This window comes from Bordetella genomosp. 7, from assembly GCF_002261415.1.
In the GTDB taxonomy this organism is placed as follows: domain Bacteria; phylum Pseudomonadota; class Gammaproteobacteria; order Burkholderiales; family Burkholderiaceae_B; genus Bordetella_A.
Window position 1 is genome coordinate 32,202 of sequence record NZ_NEVI01000015.1, and the last position, 23,400, is coordinate 55,601.

The 23,400-nt window shown below is 65.2% G+C and carries 19 protein-coding genes; 6 read left to right on the plus strand and 13 right to left on the minus strand.

The features are described 5' to 3' along the window. Nucleotides 1-94: 94 nt before the first annotated feature. Nucleotides 95-709 (plus strand): SCO family protein, encoded by a 615-nt coding sequence (locus tag CAL18_RS09350; RefSeq protein ID WP_026639699.1) that lies wholly within the window; start codon nucleotides 95-97, stop codon nucleotides 707-709. 138 nt (nucleotides 710-847) lie between these two features. After that, a complete protein-coding gene (locus CAL18_RS09355; protein WP_026639700.1) occupies nucleotides 848-1,099 on the plus strand; it encodes a GlsB/YeaQ/YmgE family stress response membrane protein in 252 nt (83 codons plus the stop codon). Between the two features lie 90 nt (nucleotides 1,100-1,189). Here the strand turns inward: CAL18_RS09355 and adeC are convergent, their stop codons facing one another. The 3 genes from adeC to CAL18_RS09370 are packed head-to-tail and all read right to left on the minus strand — an operon-like array spanning nucleotide 1,190 to nucleotide 7,059. Continuing rightward, nucleotides 1,190-2,656, minus strand: a complete 1,467-nt coding sequence (gene adeC / locus CAL18_RS09360; RefSeq protein WP_094817733.1) for an AdeC/AdeK/OprM family multidrug efflux complex outer membrane factor — start codon at nucleotides 2,654-2,656, stop codon at nucleotides 1,190-1,192. Continuing rightward, on the minus strand, nucleotides 2,653-5,862 hold the full coding sequence (locus tag CAL18_RS09365; RefSeq protein ID WP_249278395.1) for an efflux RND transporter permease subunit: 3,210 nt from the start codon (nucleotides 5,860-5,862) through the stop codon (nucleotides 2,653-2,655). Before CAL18_RS09365 ends, adeC begins: the two co-directional genes overlap by 4 nt. A 9-nt stretch (nucleotides 5,863-5,871) precedes the next feature. Beyond that, a complete protein-coding gene (locus CAL18_RS09370; protein ID WP_094817734.1) occupies nucleotides 5,872-7,059 on the minus strand; it encodes an efflux RND transporter periplasmic adaptor subunit in 1,188 nt (395 codons plus the stop codon). A 218-nt stretch (nucleotides 7,060-7,277) separates the two neighbouring features. Between CAL18_RS09370 and CAL18_RS09375 the strand changes: the two genes are divergently transcribed. Further along, complete coding sequence (locus tag CAL18_RS09375) at nucleotides 7,278-8,207, plus strand: LysR family transcriptional regulator (protein ID WP_026639704.1); 930 nt, start codon at nucleotides 7,278-7,280, stop codon at nucleotides 8,205-8,207. 38 nt (nucleotides 8,208-8,245) lie between these two features. Here CAL18_RS09375 and CAL18_RS09380 read toward each other — a convergent pair whose 3' ends face one another. After that, entirely contained in the window at nucleotides 8,246-8,977 is a 732-nt protein-coding gene (locus tag CAL18_RS09380; protein WP_026639705.1) for a pseudouridine synthase, read from the minus strand. 86 nt (nucleotides 8,978-9,063) lie between these two features. On the opposite strand from CAL18_RS09380, the gene CAL18_RS09385 reads away from it, so the two are divergent. After that, nucleotides 9,064-9,627: a chorismate--pyruvate lyase family protein gene (locus tag CAL18_RS09385; RefSeq protein ID WP_094817735.1), complete on the plus strand. Its 564-nt coding sequence runs from the start codon at nucleotides 9,064-9,066 to the stop codon at nucleotides 9,625-9,627. On the opposite strand, the gene CAL18_RS09390 is transcribed toward CAL18_RS09385, so the two are convergent. The 6 genes from CAL18_RS09390 to ggt form a co-directional block, all read right to left on the minus strand. Further along, complete coding sequence (locus CAL18_RS09390; RefSeq protein WP_026639707.1) at nucleotides 9,624-10,160, minus strand: YaeQ family protein; 537 nt, start codon at nucleotides 10,158-10,160, stop codon at nucleotides 9,624-9,626. The genes CAL18_RS09385 and CAL18_RS09390 overlap by 4 nt on opposite strands. Before the next feature lie 74 nt (nucleotides 10,161-10,234). After that, nucleotides 10,235-12,094, minus strand: coding sequence for a dipeptide ABC transporter ATP-binding protein (locus CAL18_RS09395; protein WP_026639708.1), 1,860 nt, complete (start codon nucleotides 12,092-12,094; stop codon nucleotides 10,235-10,237). 14 nt (nucleotides 12,095-12,108) lie between these two features. After that, nucleotides 12,109-12,990 (minus strand): ABC transporter permease, encoded by an 882-nt coding sequence (locus CAL18_RS09400; protein WP_026639709.1) that lies wholly within the window; start codon nucleotides 12,988-12,990, stop codon nucleotides 12,109-12,111. Continuing rightward, entirely contained in the window at nucleotides 12,987-13,931 is a 945-nt protein-coding gene (locus tag CAL18_RS09405; RefSeq protein ID WP_026639710.1) for an ABC transporter permease, read from the minus strand. The genes CAL18_RS09400 and CAL18_RS09405 overlap by 4 nt, the downstream gene beginning before the upstream one ends. A gap of 97 nt (nucleotides 13,932-14,028) precedes the next feature. Then, nucleotides 14,029-15,543, minus strand: coding sequence for an ABC transporter substrate-binding protein (locus CAL18_RS09410; RefSeq protein WP_026639711.1), 1,515 nt, complete (start codon nucleotides 15,541-15,543; stop codon nucleotides 14,029-14,031). Nucleotides 15,544-15,622: 79 nt separating this feature from the next. Then, nucleotides 15,623-17,251 carry a gamma-glutamyltransferase gene (gene ggt, locus CAL18_RS09415; RefSeq protein WP_026639712.1) on the minus strand — a complete coding sequence of 543 codons (1,629 nt, stop codon included), beginning with the start codon at nucleotides 17,249-17,251 and terminating at the stop codon, nucleotides 15,623-15,625. A 102-nt stretch (nucleotides 17,252-17,353) separates the two neighbouring features. Here ggt and CAL18_RS09420 point away from each other — a divergent pair, with 102 nt between their 5' ends. Continuing rightward, nucleotides 17,354-18,256: a LysR family transcriptional regulator gene (locus tag CAL18_RS09420; RefSeq protein ID WP_026639713.1), complete on the plus strand. Its 903-nt coding sequence runs from the start codon at nucleotides 17,354-17,356 to the stop codon at nucleotides 18,254-18,256. A 33-nt stretch (nucleotides 18,257-18,289) separates the two neighbouring features. On the opposite strand, the gene CAL18_RS09425 is transcribed toward CAL18_RS09420, so the two are convergent. From CAL18_RS09425 to CAL18_RS09435, 3 genes are read right to left on the minus strand one after another with little or no spacing between them, the layout of a single operon-like run. After that, complete coding sequence (locus CAL18_RS09425; protein WP_026639714.1) at nucleotides 18,290-18,628, minus strand: P-II family nitrogen regulator; 339 nt, start codon at nucleotides 18,626-18,628, stop codon at nucleotides 18,290-18,292. 39 nt (nucleotides 18,629-18,667) lie between these two features. Further along, nucleotides 18,668-20,302, minus strand: coding sequence for an NAD+ synthase (locus CAL18_RS09430; RefSeq protein WP_094817736.1), 1,635 nt, complete (start codon nucleotides 20,300-20,302; stop codon nucleotides 18,668-18,670). Between the two features lie 38 nt (nucleotides 20,303-20,340). Next, a complete protein-coding gene (locus CAL18_RS09435) occupies nucleotides 20,341-21,657 on the minus strand; it encodes a mechanosensitive ion channel family protein (RefSeq protein ID WP_094796371.1) in 1,317 nt (438 codons plus the stop codon). Nucleotides 21,658-21,781: 124 nt separating this feature from the next. Here CAL18_RS09435 and argH point away from each other — a divergent pair, with 124 nt between their 5' ends. Continuing rightward, entirely contained in the window at nucleotides 21,782-23,197 is a 1,416-nt protein-coding gene (gene argH, locus CAL18_RS09440) for an argininosuccinate lyase (RefSeq protein WP_026639717.1), read from the plus strand. Nucleotides 23,198-23,400: the final 203 nt, after the last annotated feature.

Sequence of the window (23,400 nt, forward strand, 5' to 3'; positions counted from 1 at the left end):
GCCGGGCACCCGCGCCCGGGCCAGACCACCCGACGCGCTAGAATCAACTTATTGTCGTCCTGAACTTGCGGCGCACATAGCGCCAGACCCCGATATGTTTGCTCTGTTTTCCGGCCGCGCCGTGCGAGCCTTGCTGTTGGCTGCCTGCACTCTGCTGGCCGCCTGCGGTGAAAAGACCGCCAACTGGACTCTCTACGACATCAAGGGGCATCTGCCGGACCTGCGCTTCGAGCTCAACGGCGCCCATGGCAAGACCGTCTCCTCGGATGAGCTCAAAGGCGAAACGGTGCTGCTCTTTTTCGGCTATGCAAGCTGCCCGGACGTCTGCCCCACCACCATGGCGCAACTGACGGCGGTGCTGCAGCAATTGGGCGAACAGGCCAAGAACGTGCGCATTGTGTTCGTCAGCGTAGACCCGCATCGCGACACGCCGGACGTATTGCAGGCATACGTCGACGCGTTCAACAACCAGGCCATCGGCGTAACGGGCAGCGAAAAACAAATCGCCGATCTGGCGCGCCGCTATCGCGTGGCCTACCAGATCGAAAAGCCCCGCCCCGGGGACTCGGCCGAGATCTACGATGTGACCCACAGCCGCGGCGTGTATATCTTCGACAATGCGGGGAAAGCCAGGTTGCTGGCTTCCGATACGGACAGTATCGATGCAATGGTCAAGGATCTGCGCCAACTGATAGCGCTTACCAGTTGATCGCACGGGCGCGCAACGTCGCAAGCGGCGGCCGAGGTGTTGCGGATATGCCCCAAATACGTGTTGTTACAGTGCCGGAGCCCCCCCGATGGGTATCATGGCCAGGTTGACCCCTACACTTGGAAGAGGAGCACGCGTATGAGCATCATCATTATGATCATCGTCGGCTTTGTCGTGGGGCTGATCGCCCGCGCCATCATGCCCGGCGACCAGAACATGGGCATCATCATGACTACCATCCTGGGCATCATCGGCGCGGTTGTGGCCGGGTTCCTCGGCCAATCGCTGGGGTGGTACGCTCCGGGTGAGCCGGCGGGCTGGATCGGCTCCGTGGTCGGCGCCATCATAGTGTTGTTTGTCGTAGGGATGATCGCCAAGAAACGCGCGTAAGCGTCCTGCATGACCAAAGGGCGGCCCCAGGGCCGCCCTTTTTGCGCCTCGCCGGCCGCGCCTCGCCGGCCGCACCTCGCCGGCCGCACCTTAGCCGGCCGTGACGGTGTGCTCCGTCCAGCCGCCGCCCAGCGCCCGGTACAGGCTAACCAGATTGGTCAGCCTGGCCAGCCGCATTTCCACCAGCGCCTGTTGCGACGAATACAGCGAGCGCTGCGCATCCAGCACGCTCAGGTAGTTGTCGACCCCCAGGTCGAAGCGTTGCTGAGCCAGCGTGTAGGCGCGCTGGCTGGCGTCCACCAGTTGCCGTTGCGCGGCGATCTGCGTCTGCAGAGTGCCACGGCCGGCCAGCGCGTCCGACACTTCGCGAAACGCCGTCTGGATGGATTTTTCGTATTGGGCAACCCGGATATCCTTGCGTACGGTGGCGGCGTCCAGGCTGGCACGCAACGCGCCCCCGGCAAAAATCGGCACCGTAATGCTGGGCATGAAGCTCCAGGCGCCCGACCCCGCATCGAATAGCCCGTCCAGGCTGGAACTTGCGCTGCCGGCGCTTCCGGTCAGGCTGATGCGGGGAAAGAACGCCGCCCGCGCGGCGCCGATATTGGCATTGGCTGCCTGCAACTGATGCTCGGCCGCGCGTATGTCGGGCCGGCGGGCCAACAGATCCGAAGGCAAGCCCACCGGCAACGTGTGCGGCATCACATCGTCGGACAGGGTCGTGGCTCGCGCGAGCCGGGCTGCGACGTCGTCGGCCAGGGGCTGGCCCACCAGCAGCGTCAGCGCATTGCGATCCTGCGCCACCCGTCGCGTGTACTCCGACAGATTGCGCTCGGCAGTGCGCAGGGCGATTTCGGCCTGGCTGAGGTCCAGTTCGGTGGCCACGCCCACTTCGTAGCTCTGGCGGGTAAGGCTGTACGAATCCTGCTGCGCCGCCAGTGTGGAACGCGTCAGCTCGAGCAGTTCCTGGTCGGCGCGCAGCGTCAGGTACGCGCTGGCGGTCTCGGCGATCAGCGACAGCTGGGTTGCCGTGCGGGTCTCGTCCTGCGCCAGGTACAGTTGCAGCGCCTGGTCGCTCAGGCTGCGGATGCGGCCGAACAAGTCCAGTTCCCAGGCCGGGATCGAGCCGCCCACCTGGTATGTGCGGCTGATGCCCGATTGGCCGCTCTGCGTCAGGTCGCCAGGCAGACGCTGCACAGTGCCCTGCCCCCCGATGCCGACACCGGGCAGCAGGCTGGCCCGCTCGATGCGGTATTGCGCACGCGCCTCCTGGACGTTCAGCGCCGCCACGCGCAGGTCGCGGTTGGCTTGCAGGGCCGTTGAAATCAGGCGCTGCAACAGCGGATCGGCGAAGAAGTCGCGCCATCCCATATCGGCAGCCGCCACACCGGAACGAGCGCCCTGCCCGTTTTCGCCATAGGCCGGGCCGGATGGATACGCACGGTCTACAGGCGCGGCCGGGCGCTCGTACTCGGGCGCGAGCGTACATCCGGCCAGCGCCAACGCCAACGCCAGGCCAAGACTACGAAGCACGGGTCGGTTCATGCCTGGTTTCATTGTGTGGCACCTCCAGACTGTGGCGCGGGATCGAGCGGCGGTGCGCCGTGACCCGGCGCCGGAACGCCGCCCTCGTCGTCATCGTCGTGGCGTTCGCTGCGGCGCCTGACCTTGAACAGGCGCAGCATCACCACAAAAAACGCGGGCACGAAGAAGATGGCCAGGAAGGTGCCGGCCAGCATGCCGCCGATCACGCCGGTGCCGATGGCGTGCTGGCTGCCCGACCCCGCGCCGGAGGAAATCGCCAGCGGCACGACGCCCAGGATGAAAGCCAATGAGGTCATCAGGATGGGGCGCAACCTCTGCCGCGCGGCGTGCACCGCAGACTCCACCAGGCCGGCGCCCGCCTCATAGTGCAACTTGGCGAACTCCACGATCAGAATCGCGTTCTTGGCGCTCAGGCCCACTGTGGTCAGCAGCCCCACCTGGAAATACACATCGTTGGACAGGCCGCGCAGCAATGTGGCCGCCAGCACGCCGATCACGCCCAGCGGCACCACCAGCATGACCGCGGTGGGTATGGCCCAGCTTTCGTACAGCGCCGCCAGGCACAGGAACACCACCAGGATCGATATCGCATACAAGGCCGGCGCCTGCGCCCCCGACAGGCGCTCTTCGTACGAAAGCCCAGTCCATTCGAAGCCCACGCCAGTCGGCATGGTGGCGGCAATGCGCTCCATCTCGGCCATGGCCTCGCCGGAGCTGTAGCCGGGCGCGGCCTGCCCCTGGATATTGAACGACGGCACACCGTTGTAGCGGTCCAGGCGCTGCGGTCCGTAGGTCCAGTGCGCCGAGGCGAACGCCGAAAACGGCACCATGTCGCCCGCATGGTTGCGCACATACCATTTGTCGAGATCCTGCGGCAGCATGCGGGATGCGGGCTCGCCCTGCACATACACCTTCTTCACGCGCCCGCGGTCGAGGAAGTCGTTCGCATACGAACCGCCCCAGGCAATCGACAGCGTACTGTTGATGTCGGCGATGGACACGCCAAGGGCGCGGGCTTTCTCGCGGTCAATGTCCAGCTGATACTGCGGCGCGTCCTGCATGCCGTTCAGGCGCACGCCGGCCAGCTTGGGACTTTTCGCCGCTTCGGCAAGGAACTGGTCGCGAGCCTGAACCAGCCGATCATGGCCTAGGCCGGCCTGGTCCATGAGCTGGAAGTCGAAGCCCAACGCATTGCCCAATTCCATCACCGCCGGCGGTGCGAACCCCATGACGCGTGCGTCATGCAGATTGGCGGCGAAATAGGCGTTGGCGCGCTCGGCCACCGCATCGACCTTGAGCGCCGCGTCGCCACGCTCTGACCAATCGCGCAACTTGATGAACAGAATGGCCGAGTTCTGCCCTCGCCCGCCGAAACTGAAACCGTGCACGGCGAACACCGACGCGACCGCGTCTTTCTCGTCTTCGAGCAGATAACGCGTGGCCTGCGTGACCGTCTGCGCGGTGCGCTCGGCGGTGGCGCCGGCAGGCGCCTGTACCTGCGCAAACAGAATGCCCTGGTCTTCATTGGGCAGGAATGACGTGGGGATGCGCGTGTACATCCACCCCATGACCAGCAGCAGCCCCAGGTAAATCAGCATCAACCGCTTGGTGCGGCCCAGGCCGCGCGCCACCGAATTGGCATAGCCGTGCGTGGATCGGTCGAAGAAGCGGTTGAACCACCCGAAAAACCCCGTCCTGGCGCCGTGCTGGCCTTGGGGAATGCGCTTGAGCAGCGTCGCGCACAGCGCCGGGGTGAATACGATGGCCACCACCACCGACAACACCATGGACGAAACGATGGTGATGGAAAATTGCCGGTAGATTACGCCGGTCGAGCCGCCGAAAAATGCCATGGGCACGAAAACGGCCGACAGCACCAACGCAATGCCGACCAGCGCGCCGGTGATCTGCTCCATCGATTTGCGCGTGGCCTGGCGCGGCGACAGCCCTTCTTCGGCCATGACGCGCTCGACGTTCTCGACAACCACGATCGCGTCGTCGACCAGCAGGCCGATCGCCAGCACCATGCCGAACATGGTCAGCGTGTTGATCGAATAGCCGAAGGCCGCCAGCACCGCGAACGCGCCCAACAGCACCACCGGCACCGCCAGGGTGGGAATGAGCGTGGCCCGGATGTTCTGCAGGAACAGGTACATCACCAGGAAAACCAGGATGATGGCCTCGATCAGTGTATGAACCACGCTTTCGATCGACAGCGACACGAACGGCGAGGTGTCGTATGGGTAGACGACGTCCATGCCGGGCGGGAAGAACGGCTTCAGCCGGTCGATCGTTGCGCGCACGGCATCGACCGTATCCAGAGCATTGGCGCCGGGGGCCAGCTTGATCGCCAGCCCCGAGGCCGGCTTGCCGTTGTAGAAGCTGTCGATGGAATAGCTTTGCGCGCCCAGTGCGATGCTCGCCACGTCGTCCAGGCGCACCTGCGAGCCGTCGGGGTTCACCTTCAACAGGATGCGGCCGAACTCCTCGGGCGTCTGCAGGCGCGACGGCCCGATGATGGTGGCGTTGAGCTGCTGGCCGCGCACTGCCGGCAGGCCGCCCAGTTCTCCGGAGGAGACCTGCACGTTCTGCTCCCGCACCGCGTTCATCACGTCGATGGCCGTCAGGTTGTACGACAACAGCTTGCCGGGGTCGAGCCAGATGCGCATGGCGTACTGCGACCCGAAGAGCTGAAAATCGCCCACGCCGGGCGTACGGCTGACGGGGTCCTGTACGTTGGCCGCAACGTAGTTGGCCAGGTCTTCCTTGGTCATGGTGCCGTCGGTGGAGACAAAACCCGCCACGACCAGGAAGTTCTTGGTGGCCTTGCTGACGCGAATGCCCTGTTGCTGCACTTCGAGCGGCAACAGCGGCTGGGCCACTGCCAGCTTGTTCTGCACCTGCACCTGCGCCGTGTCGGGGTCGGTGCCCTGCGCGAAGGTCAGCGTAATCGACATGCTGCCATCGGAGTTGCTTTCCGAGGCAATGTAGTTCAGGTTGTCGATGCCGTTCATCTGTTGTTCGATGACCTGCACCACGCTGTCCTGCACGGTCTGGGCCGACGCGCCGGGGTAATTGACACGGATACTGATGGCCGGCGAAGCAATGTTGGGATACTGCGCCACGGGCAGCTGCAGGATCGCCAGTACGCCGGCCATCATCAGCACGATGGCGATCACCCAGGCGAACACCGGGCGGTCGATAAAGAACTTTGCCATGCGGTTTCCTTAGCTGGCCGTGCCGGGCGTGGCGGCGGGCGCCGCGCCCGAAGCGTCGAACTCCCGGGCCTGCACGTCGACGCCCGGCCGCACGTTCTGCACGCCCTCTACGATGACCCTGTCGCCGGCCTGCAGGCCGCTGGTCACCAGCCATTGGTCGCCTATGGCGCGATCTACCGTCAACAGGCGCAGCTCTGCCTTGTTTTCCGCATTGACCACCAGCGCCGTCGGCCGGCCGCGCTGGTCGCGCGTGATGCCGCGCTGCGGCGCCAGCACCCCCTGGGGCACCGTGCCCTCGATAATGCGCGCGCGCACGAACATGCCCGGCAGCAGCTTGTTGTCCGGATTGGGGAACACGGCGCGCAACGTGACCGACCCCGTGCCCTCGTCTACCGTGACTTCCGAGAATTGCAGAGTGCCTTCGTGGCCGTACTGCGACCCGTCAGCCAGAGTGAGGGTGGCGCGGGCGGAGTCCTTGTCCGCCTGGCGCTGCAGCAGCCCGCTTTCAAGCGCGGACTTCAGCCGCAGCAGGTCGACGCTGGATTGCGTCACGTCGACGTAGATCGGGTCGATCTGCTGCACCGAGGCCAGCGGCGCGGCCTGGTTGGCCGTAACCAGCGCTCCTTCGGTGATTGATGATCGGCCGATGATGCCGTCGATGGGCGACAGGACCTTCGTGTACACCAGGCTGATGCGCGCGGTTTCAAGCGCCGCCTTGGCCGCCTGCACATCGGCGGCGGCCTGGTCCCGCGCGGCCACGGCATCGTCATAGGCCTGGCGGCTCACGGCGCGGCTCTCGGCCAGCGGCTTATAGCGCTGCACCAGCAGGCCGGCGGTTTTCAGCTGGGCCTGGGCGCGCGCCAATGCGGCCTGCTGGCTGTTGTAGCTGGCCTGGTACAGCGCGGGGTCGATCTGGTAGAGCTGCTGGCCCGCGCGCACCTGTCCGCCTTCGGTAAACAGCCGCTTGGTCACGATGCCGCTGACCTGCGGGCGGACTTCCGCCACCCGGAAGGCCGCTGTGCGGCCCGGCAGCTCGGTGGTCAGCTGCACGGGTCGGGTCGTCAGCGTCACGACGCCCACTTGCGGTTTGCCAGCAGCTGGCGGGTCGGCATCCTTGCCGCATCCGGCCACCGCCAGCGCAGCGGCCACGGCCGCGATCAACGCGGCGCCACGCCGCATTCTCTTGTTGTTCTTCATATGATTTTCCAACTGTGCATTGCCGGCAGCGCCGATGCATGGCCGGCGCCGTCCCAATGATTGATATGCGCGGCGCGCCATGAAAAGCGTGTCGGCGGCCGCGAAAGCTGGGATTTTGCTTTATCCCAATTCAGAAACAAAGAGGCCAGGCGCGAAATCTTCATCCCATTTATGGGATAATAGGCCGTCACTGTTGTTGCGCAGGGGAGCCACCCGCCATGAAGCGGCTGCAAGGTATGGAGTTCTTTGTCGAAGTGGCCAAAACCTGCAATTTCGGGCGGGCGGCGGCCAACCTGGGGGTGCCCAAATCGACCGTCTCGCGCCAGGTGGCCGAACTGGAACGCTCGCTGGGCCTGCGGTTGCTCAGCCGCACGACCCGCCGCGTCGAACTCACCGATGCCGGCCTGCTTTACTTCGAGCGATGCCAGCGCATCGTGTCCGAGGCGCAAGTTGCCCACGAAGAATTGCAAAAGCTGGTTGAAACGCCATCGGGCCCATTGCGGGTGAATATGCCGGCCGACTTTGGCACCGACTTCCTGGCCGAAGTTTTTATGGAATTCTCTCAACGCTATCCCGAAGTGACGTTCTACCTTGATCTGGCCAGCCCGGAGCACGCCGGGCGGGTATTCCAGCGCTGCGATATCTCGATCGAAATCGGCGAATTGCCCGATTCGAGCCAGATCGCCCGGCTGCTGGGCCTGCTGCCGGCCTACCTGTATGCGTCGCCCGAATATCTGCAACGACATGGCGCGCCGCGCCACCCGGATGACCTGACCCGCCACGAGTGCCTGGAGTTCCGCGCCCATGACGGCAAAGTCACCCGGTGGCCGCTGTCGCGCGGCGACGAGCGCCTGGAAATCACCCCCGGCAAGCGGTTTTCGGCCAACAGCGTGCCCATGGTGCGCAGCCTGGCATCGCTGGGCGCCGGCATCGCGGTTCTGGCGCCGGCGCGCAGCGTGCGCCAGGATGTGGAGCAGCGCCGCCTGCAACGCGTGCTGCCCGGCTGGCAGGCCGGGCCCTTTCCGGTGTATGCGGTCACCGACACGCGGCTCTTGCCCGCCAAGACCCGGATATTCATCGAGTTCCTGGTGGAGCGGCTGCGCGACGGCGGGCTGGCGCCCCAGCATAACGCCCCGCTGCTGCAGTAGGCAGCCGCCCGAAATCGACTGAAACAGCTCGCAGGCTGCTAGAAGCGCTCGTCTTCGCGCAGATAACGCCATTGGCCCGGCGGCAGGTCACCCAGTTTCACCCGGCCGATACGCACCCGCTTGAGCCCCACGACTTTCAGGCCGACCAGTTCGCACATGCGCCTGATCTGCCGTTTTTTGCCTTCGCGCAGCACAAAGCGAAGCTGGTCGGCATTCTGCCAGTCCACCTGCGCGGGCCGCAGCGGCTTGCCATCCAGGCTCAGCCCATGATTAAGCAAGGCAAGGCCGCGTTCGTCCAGCCGTCCGGTGACGCGGACCAGATATTCCTTGTCGATATCGGAATCTTCGCCGATGAGCTGCCGTGCGACGCGGCCGTCCTGGGTCAGCACCAGCAGGCCCTGCGAATCGATGTCCAGCCGCCCGGCAACGGCCAGGCCCTGCAGGTGGGAGCGGCTGAACCGCAGCGGCGAGCGATCGCGCGCATAGCGCGACGAGGCATCGACCAGGGCGATGGCGGGCAGGTAGCCTTTTTCTGCCTGGCCGGACACGTAGCCCACGGGCTTATTGATCAGAACGGTGACCCGCGACGTCTGCTGTGCCCGGGCGGCACGCTCCAGGGTGATGTTCTGGCCGGGATACGCACGCGCGCCGAGTTCCGACACAACCACGCCATCGACCTTGACCCAGCCGCGCTCGATATAGCTGTCGGCCTCGCGGCGGGAACACATGCCCCGCTCGGCCATCAACTTTGAAATTCGTACTTTTTCCATATATTGCATTATCGCCGTGAGCGCAGCCCCGGATTATTTCACGGCACGGGCCATGCGCCATGCCGGCTCTTGGCATAATTAGCGCCATGAGAGCTTTTGCACCCCTGGCCCCCGGCTGGCTGCCGGCCGTTCCTCCTTCACTGTCTCCCGCCCACAAATACTGGCTGATGCGCCCCGGCGCGCTTACCGCCGGCTTGCGCAAGCTGGGCAAGGTGCACCTGCGCGTGCTGCGCGAGTACGCCCAGGGCGCGCCCGCGGACGAAGCCCGCGGAATGGGCATGGCGCCGGCCAGCCCTGTCTGGGTGCGCGAAATACTGATGTCGGTCGATGGCGTCGACAGCGTGGTGGCGCGCAGCCTGACGCCGCTGGCGGCCTCGCATGGCACCTGGCAGGGCATGCGACGCCTGAGCACCCGGCCTCTGGCGGATATGCTGTACCACGACCGCACCATCGAGCGCTCGCCCTTTGTGTGCCGCCGCCTGGCCTGGCCAGTGCCCTTCTATGCCACGGCGCGCGGCGTACAGGCCGATCCACGGTCGGGCGCTTTATGGGCGCGCCGCTCGGCCTTCTGGAGACTGGGTCAACCACTGCTGGTGGCCGAATGCTTTCTGCCGGCGTTCTGGACGGCAGTGGAACACCATCCGGCCTAGCGCCAGACCTGCGGCTCGACCGTTACCTCGCCCCGAGGCGCCGTGACGAACGCGGCGCCATCCTGCACGTTGACGTGCAGGTCCATGGATCGTTCTGCCAGCAATCCCAGGTCGCGCGTCTGATCCCCCGGCAGATTCACCACGCGCAGATTCCGGGCCCGCGCCACTTTGTTGCGCACGCCCTCCCACCACACCGTGCTGGCATGCCCGCCGTAGCAGTACACCACAACCTGCCCGGCGCGTCCGCATGCCTTGAGAATGCGGCGTTCGTCGGGCTGGCCTACCTCTACCCACAAATCGATCGCGCCGGTCAGGTCTTTGAGCCATATGTCGGGCTCGTCGGTGTCGCTCAGTCCCTTGGTGAATGCCAGGCCGTCGTGGGCATGCAGCGCATAGGCAAGCAACCGCACCATCATGCGTTCGTCGGTTTCGGACGGATGGCGAGCCACGGTCAGGCCATGCGTGCCGTAGTAGTGACGGTCGCCGTCAGCGACATGCAGTTCGGCTTTATAAATGGTTGCGCGCAAGGCCATGGAAAATCCGGCGGGGACGACCGCGAAAAAGGGCTAATGATACCCGTGCCGGCCGCCTCCCGCCGTCGCATGCCTCAGGTGTATACGCCCACCGGATGCCGCGCGACGTAGTGGCCTTGCGCTACCTGCACCAGCGGCGCCACGGCGGGTTCGTCGCCCACCTTGCGCACCGGGCTGGGAATCTCGTCGACCAATAGCGACCGCGCGCGGTGGCGGCGCCGGGGATCGGCGATGGGCACCGCATCCATCAGCTTGCGCGTGTACGGGTGTTGCGGGTTTTCGAAGATGCAACGGCGCGGGCCGATTTCGACGATCTGCCCCAGGTACATGACCGCGACCCGATGGCTGACCCGTTCGACCACCGCCATATCGTGCGAGATGAACAGCAGCGACACGCCCAGCTCGCGCTGCAGGTCGAGCAGCAGGTTGACGATTTGCGCCTGGATCGAGACATCCAGCGCGGACACCGATTCGTCCGCCACGATCACCTTGGGGTTCAAGGCGAGCGCGCGTGCGATGGCAATGCGCTGGCGCTGCCCGCCGGAGAACTCGTGCGGGTAGCGGTCGATCATGTCGGGCGACAAGCCGCATTTTTCCATGAGCCCGCGCACCCGGTCCTGGGCTTCGCGGCCCTTGGCCACCCCGTGAATCAGCAACGGTTCCATGATGGAATGCCCCACGGTCATGCGCGGGTCGAGCGACGCGAACGGATCCTGGAAAATGAACTGGATATGGCGGCGCAAGTGTTGCATGGCAGAGCCGCGCAGCGCGCCGATATCCTGCCCGTCGAACTCTATGCGCCCGCCCTGGCTCTTTACCAGTTGCAGCAATGACCGGCCGGTGGTGGTCTTGCCGCAGCCCGATTCGCCCACCAGCGCCAGCGTTTCGCCGGGGTACAGGTCGAAACTGACGCGTTCGACGGCATGCACCCGCTTGTGCACGCGCCCAAGAACGCCACCGGTGATATCAAAGCGGGTGATGAGGTCTTTCACGCGCAGCACCGGCCCCTGGTCGCGGCGCACCGTATCAACCGGCGCCGGCCCGCTATCCGGCGCGGCGCCTGCCTGCGCGTCTTCTACGCGCAGCAGCGGAAATGGCGCGGGATGATCGGTGCCGCGCATGGCGCCCAGCCGTGGCACGGCCGATAGCAACGCGCGCGTATAAGCGTGACGGGGTTGCGCAAAAATCTCGTCCGAACCACCCTCTTCGACTTTGTCGCCGCGGTACATGACCAGCACGCGGTCGGCCACTTCGGCCACGACGCCCATGTCGTGCGTGATGAAGATCACGCCCATATCCATTTCTTCCTGCAGCTGGCGGATCAACTGCAGGATCTGCGCCTGGATAGTGACGTCCAGCGCAGTGGTGGGCTCGTCGGCGATCAGCAGTTGCGGCTTGCACGACAGCGCCATGGCGATCATCACGCGCTGGCGCATGCCGCCCGACAGTTGGTGAGGGTAGCGGTCGAGAATGGCGCGCGCCTCGGGAATGCGCACGCGTTCCAGCATGCGCAGGGTTTCCGCACGGGCTGCCGTGGCGTCCATTGCCTGATGCAGCCGCAGCGCCTCGGCGATCTGATCCCCGGCAGTAAAGCTGGGGTTCAGCGAGGTCATGGGCTCCTGGAAGATCATGGCGACGTCGGCGCCTCGCACACGCTGCAGCGCGCTCTCGTCGGCGCGGCCCAGGTCGAGCACTTCGCCGTTGCGCCGCCGCAGCCGCATTTCGCCGCCGACAATGCGCCCGCCCCCATACTCCACCAGTCGCATCAGCGCCAGCGAGGTCACCGACTTGCCCGAGCCCGACTCGCCCACGATGGCCAGCGTTTCACCCCGGTCGACATGAAAAGACACGTCACGCACGGCTTCGACCACGCGTTCGGGGGTGTTGAAGCGTACTGTCAGGCCCTGTACCTGCACGACTTTGTTGGCATCCATGCTAGTCATCGCGTTCACTTGTCTTGCCTCGGATCGAGCGCGTCCCGCAACCCGTCACCCAACAGGTTGAAACCCAGCACGGCCAGGAAAATCGCCGACCCCGGAAAAATGGACATCCACGGCGCCTGGGTCATGAAGTTCTTGGCCGTATTCAGCATCGAGCCCCATGATGGATTGGGCGGCTGCAGGCCCAGGCCCAAAAATGACAGGCTGGCTTCGGCAATGATGGCCGTGGCGATCGTGATAGTGGCCTGCACGATCAGCGGCGGCATGATGTTGGGCAGGATGTGGCGCAGGACGATGCGCGCATCCGACGCCCCCAGGGCCCGCGAGCTCTGTACATAGTCTTCATTCTTGACGGCCAGTACCTGTCCGCGCGCCAGGCGGATGAACTTGGGCGCTGCCGAGACGCCGATGGCGATCATGGCGTTGGTCAGGCTGGGGCCCAGGAAAGCGGCAAGCGCGATGGCCAGGATCAGAAAGGGAATTGCCAGCAGCGCCTCGGTGCAGCGCGACACCACACTGTCGATCCAGCCGCCGAAATAGCCCGACACCAGGCCGAAGGGCACGCCCACCACCATGGCGATCAGCACCGACACCAGGCCCGCCATCAGCGAGGCGCGCGCCCCGTACAGCATGCGGCTGTAGATGTCGCGGCCAAGCTCGTCGGACCCCAGCCAGAACGCCGCCGACGGCGGCTTGCGGATGGACATGAAGCTGGTTTGCAGGGGGTCGTGCGTGGCCAGCCAGGGCGCGAACACAGCCAGCACCACCACCGCAAGAACGATGGCGGCGCCCAGCAACGCCACGCGATTGCGTTTGAATTTGCCCCAGGCGCGGTTGCGGCTGCGGGGCGGCATGGCGGGCGTCGCCGCCGTAACAGTATGTGCGCTCATGCGTGCCTCAAGCGGGGGTTCACCAGGATATACAGGATGTCGGCCAGCAGGTTCATGATGATAAAGCCCACCGCCACGCACAACACCACGCCCTGCACGACCGCGTAGTCGCGGGTGAAGACGGCGTCGACAATAAGCTTGCCGAAGCCTGGAATGGTGAACACCTGTTCGGTAAGCACGGCGCCCGCCAGAAGTTCACCGAACAATAAGGTGACCAGGGTGACGATGGGCATCAGCGCGTTGCGCAATGCATGGCGCAATACCACGCTGCGCGGCGACGCTCCCTTGGCCCGCGCGGTTCGCACATAATCGGCGCTGAGCGCCTCCAGCATGGCCGAGCGGGTATGCCGCATCAGATACGCCGCAATGGCCGTAGACAGTACCAGTGCCGGCATCAACATGGTTTTCATCGACATCCAGAAATCTTCAAAGGGCGAGACGTAGCCCGACGCGGGCAACAACCGCCATTTCACGGACACCAGCATGATGAGCAGGATGCCCAGCCAGAAGTTGGGAATCGACATCCCGGACAGGGCCGCCACGTTGGCACCCATTTCGGTGACGGTACCCTTGCGGACGGCGGCCAGGATGCCCATGGGTATGCCGATGATCAGGGCAAAGAACATGGCCATGGCGGCCAGCTGCAGCGTCACGGGCAGTTTCTGGGCGATCAGCTGGGTAACCGGCACATCGGTGCGCAGGGATTTGCCCAGGTCGCCCTGCAGCACCTGCATGACCCACGCGCCATACTGCACCGGCAAGGGATCATTGAGCCGGTATTTATCGCGCAGATAGTCGAGGACGGCCGGGTCGCGCTCTTCGCCCGCCATGGTGAGCACCGGGTCGCCCGGCAGGATTTTCTGCAGCATGAAAACAATCAGCGATACCAGGATCAACGTCGGTATCGCGACCAGCACGCGGCGCAAGATGATTTTGAACATAGGCAGGACCTGGAAATCCGGTAACAGGCGGCCGGCGCCAAACGCAATGGGCCGTGCTCGACGGCACGGCCCCTGGCGCGCGCGCGACCGCCCCGGCTTACTGGGCGAACGACACGCCCCTGAGGCGGATCATGCCATCGGGGTACGGCTTGAAACCCTGGACCTTCTTGGCCAGAACGAAAGGCCATGGCTGGTAATAGATATACACGGCCTGGGCGTCGGCCTGCAGGATTTCCTGGACTTTATCGTAGATGGCCTTGCGCTTGCCTTCGTCCGGAACGGTGCGGGCTTCGTTCAGCAGTTTGTCGACCTCGGGGTTGCAATAGCGGCCGTCGTTCAGCGCGCCCTTGCAGGTCACGAACTGGTAGATGTTGCCGTCCGGGTCCACCCGGCCGGACCAGCCGCGCATCAGCAGTTCGAAGTTGCCGCTTTGCGCTTCGTTGAGCAGGGCCGCGTACTCGGTGGGGCGCAGCCTGAGCTGGAAGCCGCCTTCAGCGGCCATGGCCTGCACCATCTCGGCGATGGCCGACGTCGTGGTGTTGTTGCCGAACGCCAGCTCGGCCTGCACCTGTTCCTTGCCGGCTTCTTTCAGCAGTGCGCGGGCCTTGGCGACATCGCGCGCGGGAATCGGGAACTTGTCGCTATGGTACGGGCTGGCCGGGGGAAATGGCTGGTTGGCCGGATCGAAAATGCCGCCGCCCACCACTTCGTTGATGATGTTGCGGTCCAGCGTGAGCTCGAAGGCGCGCCGCACGCGCTCGTCGGCGAACGGATTGGTCTTGGCGCGTTCGCCATTGGCCACGTTGAAGTAGAACTGCTGGTAGCCCAGCCCCGATACGCTGGCGAACTGCAGGCTGGAGTCGGCCTTGACCTGCTGGGCGTCGGACGGGTTCATGCGCTCAAGAATGTCCAGGCCGCCCGCGCGCAGGTTGGACAGGCGCACGGTGCTGTCGGGAATCGGCAGGAAAGTCACGCGCTTGAAAGCGTAGTCTTGCGCGTTGTAGTACTTGTCGAACTTCTCGAGCACGATACGGTCGTTCTGCACGCGCTCGACAAACTGGTACGGGCCCGAGCACACAGGCTTGCGGCCTACGGCGCCCACGTCGTCGGAGAAGATGGCCGGCGACAGCATCATGCCCGCACGGTCCGACAGCGAGGCCAGCAGCGTGGCGTCGGGCTGCTTGAGCGTCAGCACCAGGGTTTGCGCGTCGGGCGCGTCGATCTTGGCCACCGACGCCAGCTCGCCTTTGCGCATGCTTTCTTTCAGCGTCATGGCGCGCTCGAGGTTGGCCTTGGCCGCGGCGGCATCGAACTTCGTGCCGTCGTGGAACTGCGCGTCGGCGCGCAGCTTGAACGTCAGCACGGTGTTGTCGTCGTTCCAGGACCACGATTCGGCCAGCTGCGGCACGAACTGCAGCTTCTCGTTCACATCGACCAGCTTGTCGCACAGCGAGGTAAAAACAATGCGCCCGACATAAGTGCGGGCGCGATGAGGGTCGAGAACATCGGGGTCTTCTTGCAAGCCGATGCGGATGTGCTGGGCATAGGTGGCGGTAGACGCTGCCGCGAGCAGAGCAGCGCACACCCCCAGCTTGAAGTACCTGAGCTTCATGTGCTTTTTCCCTTGTGAATGTTATGGGCAAGAGGCCGGCGCCATGGCGCGGCGCCGGTCCAGCATGCCATGGTACTGCTTAGAAACCAACTGCCTGGCCGTCACGGCGGCTGTCGCTGGCCGCGACATATCCGAGTTCGTTATCGCTTTCGTGCATGCGCCAGATGAACTGGCCGGCGCCGAAATCCATATAAGGATCGTCCACCGACTTCATGGCGTGGCCCAGCGCGCGCAGGCCCTCGACCGTCTCGCGATTCATCGACGACTCGATGTCCAGCGAGAAATCGCGGTTGACCTTCCAGCGCGGCGCGCAGCACGCCGCCTGCGGCTGCTGGTGGTAGTCGAGCATGCGGATCACGGTCTGCAGGTGGCCCTGCGGCTGCATGTCGCCGCCCATGACGCCAAAGCTCATCACCGGCTGCCCGCCGCGGGTCAGGAAGCCCGGGATAATGGTGTGGAAGGGCCGCTTGCCCCCTTGGACCACGTTGGGCGATTTGGGGTCCATCGAGAACCCGACCCCGCGGTTCTGCAGGCTGATGCCGGTACCCGGCACGACCACGCCCGAACCGAAACCCATGTAGTTGGACTGGATGAACGAGATCATCATGCCGTTTTCGTCCGCGGCGGTCAGATAGATCGTGCCGCCGGCGTGCGGGCGCCCCGCCTCGAACTGCGTGGCGCCGTCCAGGCGGATGAGCTTGGCTCGGCTGGCAAGGTAGTCGTCCGACAGCATCTGTTGCGGCGTGACATCCATGGTGCGCGGATCGGACACGTACTTGTACAGGTCGGCAAAGGCCAGTTTCATGGCCTCGATCTGCACATGCTGCGACTGTACCGAATCGACGCCCATGCCCTGCAGGTCGAAATGTTCGCAGATGCCCAGCGCCATCAGGGCGGCAATGCCTTGCCCGTTGGGCGGGATTTCATGCAGTTCATAGCCGCGGTACGACTTCGAGATGGGCTTGACCCAGTCGGGGCGATAGCCGCGCAGGTCGTCCAGCGTCATGGCGCCGCCGCATTCTTTGCTGAACGCGGCGATTTTCTCGGCGATCTCGCCTTCGTAGAAATCGCGCCCCTTGCTGGCGGCGATGCGACGCAGGGTATAGGCCGCATCCGGGATACGGAAGTGCTCGCCCGGCTTGGGCGCACGGCCATTGGGCAGGAACGCCTGCGCATAGCCCGGCTGGTCGCGCAGCTCGTCGGCGGCGGCGGCCCACTTGTGCGCCACCACCGGCGGCACGGCGTAGCCGCGCTCGGCGATCTCGATGGCGGGTTCGAACAGGTCGGCAAACGGCAGTTTGCCCAGTTTTTCGTGCAGGGCGGCCCAGCCGGCTACCACGCCGGGCACGGTGGCGGCATCCCAGCCGCGCTTGGGCTGTTTGGCCAGGCCGTCGGGGCCCACGCCATATTTGCGCTTGAAGTACTCGACGTTCCAGGCGGCGGGCGCCACGCCCGAGGAATTCAGCCCATGCAGTTCCTTGCCGTCCCAGACGATGGCGAAACAATCGCCGCCCAGGCCGCAAGAAACGGGTTCGACCAGCACAATGGTCGCGGCTGCAGCAATTGCCGCGTCTACAGCGTTGCCGCCCTTGAGCAGCATGCGCAGGCCGGCCTGCGCCGCCAGCGGGTGGGACGTGGACACGACATTGCGCGCAAACAGCGGGATCCGGAACGAAGGATAGGGGTTGTTCCAGTCAAAAGTCTTCATGGCGGTGGGCTCAGTTAGAAATACAAGCAAAGACCAACGAACTTACTCTTGTGGTCTAATTAAATCAATTTGATTATTTGATTTAACATACAAAATACTTTTATGGGAAACATACGCTACCTGCGTAGCTTCCTGGCGGTGGCGCACCACGGCTCGTTTTCCGAGGCGGCCGAGCAGGTGGCGCTGACCCAGGCAGCCATCAGTTTCCAGATGCGCTCGCTCGAAGCCGAACTGGGGCGCGAGCTGTTCGACCGCAGCGGGCGGCTGGCCATCCTGAACGCCGCCGGGCGCGAACTGCTGCCCGACATCAAGCACCTGGTGGATATGTACGACCGCCTGAAGCTGCCGCGCGGCTCGCCGGGCGAACTGGCCGGCGCGGTGTCGATAGGCGCCGTAGTGTCGTGCATGGGGCCGCTGGCCAAGGTGGTGTCCAGCATGAAACGCCAGCACCCCGGCCTGGACGTGCGGGTGCTGTCGGGCAAGGCCAGCGAACTGGCCGGCAAGGTCGAGGCGGGCGACCTGGACGCGGCATTCGTCGTGGAAAGCCGGCGCAAAATGGCCAGCACGCACTGGACGCCTTTATATGAAGAACCCCTGGTGGTCGTGGCCTCGCCTGCCGCGGCTGGCGACGACGCGCTGGCCGTGCTGGCCGGCAACCCGTTCCTGCGGTTCGATCGCACGCAGCGCACCGGCCGGCAGATCGACCGGGTATTGCGTCGCCTGGGGGTGGTGGTCAACGACTTCCTGGAGCTCAACGCCATCGAGACTCTGGTGGAGCTGGTGCGGCAAGAGGTGGGCGTGACGCTGCTGCCCCTGCTCAATGGCGCGAATTGGCCGGCCAGCGCAGACCTGCGTGTGTTGCCGCTGCCCGACGAGGCCGGCCACCCCGCCCGCAGCCTGGGCATGCTTGAACGCCGCGATCATGCGCGCCAGGACATCACGCGCGAAATCTGCTCCCAAAGCCTGGCGATGTTCCGCCAGCGCATGCAGCCGCTGCCCGCCTGACGCCAACGCTGGCCCGGCGCTGGCCTGCCAGCGTTACAGCGCCTGCTCGCCGGTTTCGCCGGTACGGATGCGAATGGCCTGCTCGACGGGCGTGACGAAGATCTTGCCATCGCCGATCTTGCCCGTGCGGGCCGCCTTGATCACTGCCTCGATGGCCGGCTCGACCATGTCGTCGGCCAGCACCACCTCGACCCGGATCTTGGGCAGGAAATCGACCACGTACTCGGCGCCGCGATACAGTTCGGTGTGCCCTTTCTGGCGGCCGAACCCCTTGACTTCGGTGACCGTCAGGCCGCTTACGCCGACCTCGGCCAACGCTTCGCGCACTTCGTCGAGCTTGAACGGTTTGATGATGGCAGTGACTTGTTTCACGTTATGTGATCCTGGTGTAAATCGAAGGGCGGCGAGCGGTCAGGGTTTTTCGCGGAAACCGTTGGTGACAGGATAGCGCCAATCCCGCCCGAACGCGCGCGGCGTGATGCGCGGGCCCGGAGGCGCCTGGCGGCGCTTGTATTCGTTGATTCGGATAAGCCGCACCACTTGCTCGACCGCGGCCTCGGGAAAGCCCGCGGCAACGATGTCGGCGGCCGACTGGTTGCGTTCCATGTAGCGTTCCATGATGCCGTCGAGGATATCGTACGGCGGCAGGCTGTCCTGGTCGGTCTGGTCGGGGCGCAATTCGGCCGACGGCGGCCGCGTGATGATGCGGCGCGGTATGACTTCGCGGTCGCGATTGCGCCATTCGGCAAGCCGGTACACCAGGGTCTTGGGCACGTCTTTGATTACGGCGTACCCGCCCGCCATGTCGCCGTACAAGGTGCAGTAGCCGGTGGTGAGTTCGGACTTGTTGCCGGTGGTCAGCACCAGATGCCCCATTTTGTTGGACATCGCCATCAATAGCGTGCCGCGCACGCGGGCCTGGATGTTTTCTTCGGTGGCATCAACGGGCAGCCCCTGGAACTGCGGCGCCAGCATGGCATCGAAGGCGTCCACCGCGGGCCCGATGGCAATGACGTCGTGCCGCACGCCCAGGCGCTGGGCCATATCGGTGGCATCGGACTGCGAGATGTCGGCCGTATAGCGCGACGGCATCATCACGGTGCGCACGTTGGCCGCGCCCAGCGCGTCGACGGCCACCGCCAGGACCACGGCCGAATCGATGCCGCCCGACAAGCCGATGATGGCGCCCGGAAAGCCGTTCTTGCCCAGGTAGTCGCGCACGCCCAGCACCAGGGCGTTCCAGACTTGTTCTTCGAGGCAGTACGGGGCGACGTCCGCGTGGCGCGACACGGGCCGTATGGCGCCGCTGGCGTCGGCCTCGACCACATTGACCCCTTCGGCGTAATCGGGCAGGCGCGCGGCCGGCTGGCCTTGCGCATCGAGCGCGAACGACGCGCCGTCGAACACCAGTTCGTCCTGCCCGCCCACCATGTTGGCGTAGATGACAGCGCAGCCGGTGTCTTGCGCGCAGCGCTGCGCAACGGCAAGGCGTTCGTCTTGCTTGCCGACGTTGTAGGGCGACGCGTTGGGCACCAGCAGCACCTGCGCGCCCGCCTGGGCGGCAGCGCGGGGCGCGCGGTCGAACCAGATGTCTTCGCAGATGTTGACCCCGAACCGCACGCCCTTGACCTGGAACACCAGCGGCTGGTCGGCCGTCGCGAAATACCGCTGCTCGTCGAACACCGAGTAATTGGGCAGCTCGCGCTTGCAGTACACCCCCACGACGCGGCCCTCGCACAGCACCGTGGCGGCGTTGTAGAGCCGGCCTTCGCGCGCCGCCACGTGGCCCACCAGCAGGTGTAGCCCCGCCATGCCGGCGGTGTCCTGGCGCAGCTGGTCCAGCGCGGCTTGCTGGGTTTCGACAAAGTGCGGCCGCAGGAGCAGGTCTTCGGGGGGGTAGCCGGTCAGCACCAGCTCTGGCGTGACCAGCACATCGGCCTGCTGTGCGTGGGCCGCCTGCGCGGCCTTGAACACACGGGCCATGTTGCCCTTGATATCGCCCACATAGGCGTTGATTTGCGCGATTGCTACCCGGGCGGCGCTCATGGAAGAAGGTTCCAGATCGGTTGGATTCAGACAGAAAATTATCGCATGCCTGCGTCGGGGCCGGCGGCCAGCGCGCGTTCGCGCGCCAGGTCGTGGCGCAGCGCCTGGCCCAGGCCCTGCCCCACCGCACCGATGTCGGCCCCCGAGGGCTGCTGATACAGGCGCAGGCCCAGTTCCGGCAGGATCGCCAGCAGGTGGTCGAACACGTCGCCCTGGATACGTTCATATTCGACCCAGGCCGTCAGCGCGGTAAAGCAATACACCTCTATCGGTATGCCATCTGATTGCGGTTCCATCATCCGCACCATCATCGACATGTCCTGGCGTATTTCGGGATGCCGCTTCAGATAAGCCAGCGCGTAGGCGCGGAACGTGCCGATGTTGGTCAGGCGGCGGCGGTTGGCCGGCAATTGCGCCAGTTCGGCCTCGAGCGCGCTGTTGGCCTGCCGCAGGTCGGTCTGCTTGGCAGCGAGATAGTCGTGCAGCAGGCGAAAGCGCATCAGCCGCTCGGCTTCATCATCGTTCAGGAAGCGCACGCTGGTGGCGTCCACGCGCAGGGTGCGCTTGATGCGCCGCCCGCCCGATTCGAACATGTGCCGGTAGTTGCGGTAGCTTTCGGAAAACAGCTTGTACGTGGGCACCGTGGTGACGGTGTTGTCCCAGTTCTGCACCTTGACGGTATGCAACGCGATATCGCGCACAAAGCCGTCGGCGTTGGATTGCGGCATCTCGATCCAGTCGCCGATGCGCAGCATGTCGTTGGATGTGAGCTGGGTGCTGGCCACGAGCGACAGCAGCGTGTCCTTGAACACGAGCAACAGCACCGCCGACAGGGCGCCCAGCCCGGAAATCATCCACAGCGGCGAGCGATCGAGCAGGATGGACAGCACCAGCACGGTGCAGATCGCCACCAGGATCAGCTTGCTGATCTGGATATACCCCTTGATGGACCGCGTCTGCGCGCGCGTGGTGGCGGAATACGTGTCCTGCCAGGCGCTCAGCACGCCGCTGACGGCCATGAAGATACATATCCATGCGCCGGCCTGGGCCAGCCGCCCCACGGTGGCCACCGCCCGCTCGGCGTGCGGCACCAGTCCGATACCCAGCGACACCACGGCAAAGGGCACCGCGTACCAGAAATTCTGGTACGCGCGGCGCCGGCGCAAGGCCTTGTCCCAGTCTTCGCGCCCCGTAAGCACCAGCAGCCGGTGTGCGCAGGCCAGCACGATGCGCGCGCCCACCCATTGCGCAATCAGCGCAGCCAGGATCAGGGCGCCGATTCCGACCAGGGTCTGCGCCCACGGCTGGGTGGGCACGTATTCCCCCAGCCGGACCACCAACTTTTCCCAATGCATTGCCACGAGCCGGCTCCCTGTATATGGCGTCGCCCGAATTATCCAACATGTGGCCGCGACAGCAGCGGACAGGCGCCCATTGTTGCGGACACGCCGGCTGCACGCCCTCTATAATCGCGCCATCATGGCAAAAACACCCCAACCTGATCAAAACCAGTTCGCCAACAAGGCGCAAGCCTGGTCCGCCCGGTTCTCCGAGCCGGTTTCCGAACTCGTCAAGCGCTATACCGCTTCGGTGGATTTCGACAAGCGCCTGGCCCGCTACGACATCCAGGGCTCGCTGGCGCACGCGGACATGCTGGCCGCGCAGGGCATCATCCCCGCCCAGGACCTGGCCGACATCCAGCGCGGCATGGCCCAGATCCTGGACGAGATCGAGGCCGGCAGCTTCCAGTGGCTGCTGGACCTTGAAGACGTGCACCTGAATATCGAGAAACGGCTGGTGGAACTGGTGGGCGACGCCGGCAAGCGGCTGCACACCGGTCGCTCGCGCAACGACCAGGTGGCCACCGACATCCGCCTGTGGCTGCGCGCAGAGATCGACAACCTGCTCGACCTGCTGCGCCAGTTGCGCCATGCATTGGCCACCGTGGCGCTCGAGAACGCCGCCACCATCATGCCGGGCTTTACGCATTTGCAGGTTGCCCAGCCAGTAACCTTCGGCCACCACCTGTTGGCCTACGCCGAGATGTTCGGCCGCGACGCCGAGCGCCTGGCCGATTGCCGCAAGCGGGTCAACCGCCTGCCGTTGGGGGCTGCGGCGCTGGCGGGCACCACCTTCCCCATCGACCGCGAGCGGGTGGCCCGCACGCTGGGTTTCGACGGCGTGTGCCGCAACTCGCTGGACGCCGTTTCCGACCGCGATTTCGCCATTGAGTTCTGCGCCGCCGCCGCGCTGATCATGACGCATATCTCGCGCCTGTCGGAAGAGCTGGTGCTGTGGATCAGCCCGCGCGTGGGCTTCATCGACCTGGCCGACCGCTTCTGCACCGGCAGCTCGATCATGCCCCAGAAAAAGAACCCCGACGTGCCGGAACTGGCCCGCGGCAAGACCGGCCGCGTCACAGGCCACCTGATGGCGCTCCTGACCCTGATGAAAGGCCAGCCCCTGGCCTATAACAAAGACAACCAGGAAGACAAGGAAGGCCTCTTCGACACCGTGGACACGCTGCGCGACACGCTGACCATCTTTGCCGACATGGCCTCGGGAATCAAAGTCAAGCCCGACAACATGCGGGCCGCCGCCCTGCAGGGCTTCGCCACCGCGACCGACCTGGCAGACTACCTGGTCAAGCAAGGCGTGCCGTTTCGCGATGCGCACGAAGTCGTGGCGCATGCCGTGCGCGACTGCGAGCAGCGCGGCTGCGACCTGGCCGACCTGCCGCTGGCCGATCTCAAGGCTTACCATCCCGGCATCGGCGACGATGTGCATTCGGTGCTGACGCTGGAAGGCTCCGTGGCCGCGCGCAAGCACATCGGCGGCACCGCACCGGACCGCGTGCGCGAAGAAGCGGAACGCATCCTGCGCGAAACCGCCTGAAGCTCCACCTCGGTGTCTGACACCTAAAGGTGTCAGACACCTGCCGCACCCGTCCGCGCCAGCACACACCGGTGCCTGACTCCCAAAGGGCGTCAGACACCTGCCGCAGACACCTGCCGCAGACACCCGCCGCACCCATCTACGCCAGCACACACCGGTGTCTGACTCCCGAAGGGTGTCAGACACCTTCCCGCGCCTATGCA

Excerpts from the sequence above, each read along its gene's own strand:
- CAL18_RS09385 (WP_094817735.1), top strand. The coding sequence starts at position 9,064 with ATGAGAGCTTTTGCACCCCTGGCCCCCGGCTGGCTGCCGGCCGTTCCT.
- CAL18_RS09375 (WP_026639704.1), top strand. The coding sequence starts at position 7,278 with ATGAAGCGGCTGCAAGGTATGGAGTTCTTTGTCGAAGTGGCCAAAACC.
- CAL18_RS09405 (WP_026639710.1), bottom strand. The coding sequence starts at position 13,931 with ATGTTCAAAATCATCTTGCGCCGCGTGCTGGTCGCGATACCGACGTTG.
- CAL18_RS09380 (WP_026639705.1), bottom strand. The coding sequence starts at position 8,977 with ATGGAAAAAGTACGAATTTCAAAGTTGATGGCCGAGCGGGGCATGTGT.
- CAL18_RS09395 (WP_026639708.1), bottom strand. The coding sequence starts at position 12,094 with ATGGATGCCAACAAAGTCGTGCAGGTACAGGGCCTGACAGTACGCTTC.
- adeC (WP_094817733.1), bottom strand. The coding sequence starts at position 2,656 with ATGAAACCAGGCATGAACCGACCCGTGCTTCGTAGTCTTGGCCTGGCG.
- CAL18_RS09350 (WP_026639699.1), top strand. The coding sequence starts at position 95 with ATGTTTGCTCTGTTTTCCGGCCGCGCCGTGCGAGCCTTGCTGTTGGCT.
- CAL18_RS09365 (WP_249278395.1), bottom strand. The coding sequence starts at position 5,862 with ATGGCAAAGTTCTTTATCGACCGCCCGGTGTTCGCCTGGGTGATCGCC.
- CAL18_RS09410 (WP_026639711.1), bottom strand. The coding sequence starts at position 15,543 with ATGAAGCTCAGGTACTTCAAGCTGGGGGTGTGCGCTGCTCTGCTCGCG.
- CAL18_RS09400 (WP_026639709.1), bottom strand. The coding sequence starts at position 12,990 with ATGAGCGCACATACTGTTACGGCGGCGACGCCCGCCATGCCGCCCCGC.
- CAL18_RS09435 (WP_094796371.1), bottom strand. The coding sequence starts at position 21,657 with ATGCATTGGGAAAAGTTGGTGGTCCGGCTGGGGGAATACGTGCCCACC.
- CAL18_RS09390 (WP_026639707.1), bottom strand. The coding sequence starts at position 10,160 with ATGGCCTTGCGCGCAACCATTTATAAAGCCGAACTGCATGTCGCTGAC.
- CAL18_RS09430 (WP_094817736.1), bottom strand. The coding sequence starts at position 20,302 with ATGAGCGCCGCCCGGGTAGCAATCGCGCAAATCAACGCCTATGTGGGC.
- CAL18_RS09370 (WP_094817734.1), bottom strand. The coding sequence starts at position 7,059 with ATGAAGAACAACAAGAGAATGCGGCGTGGCGCCGCGTTGATCGCGGCC.
- CAL18_RS09420 (WP_026639713.1), top strand. The coding sequence starts at position 17,354 with ATGGGAAACATACGCTACCTGCGTAGCTTCCTGGCGGTGGCGCACCAC.
- ggt (WP_026639712.1), bottom strand. The coding sequence starts at position 17,251 with ATGAAGACTTTTGACTGGAACAACCCCTATCCTTCGTTCCGGATCCCG.
- CAL18_RS09355 (WP_026639700.1), top strand. The coding sequence starts at position 848 with ATGAGCATCATCATTATGATCATCGTCGGCTTTGTCGTGGGGCTGATC.
- argH (WP_026639717.1), top strand. The coding sequence starts at position 21,782 with ATGGCAAAAACACCCCAACCTGATCAAAACCAGTTCGCCAACAAGGCG.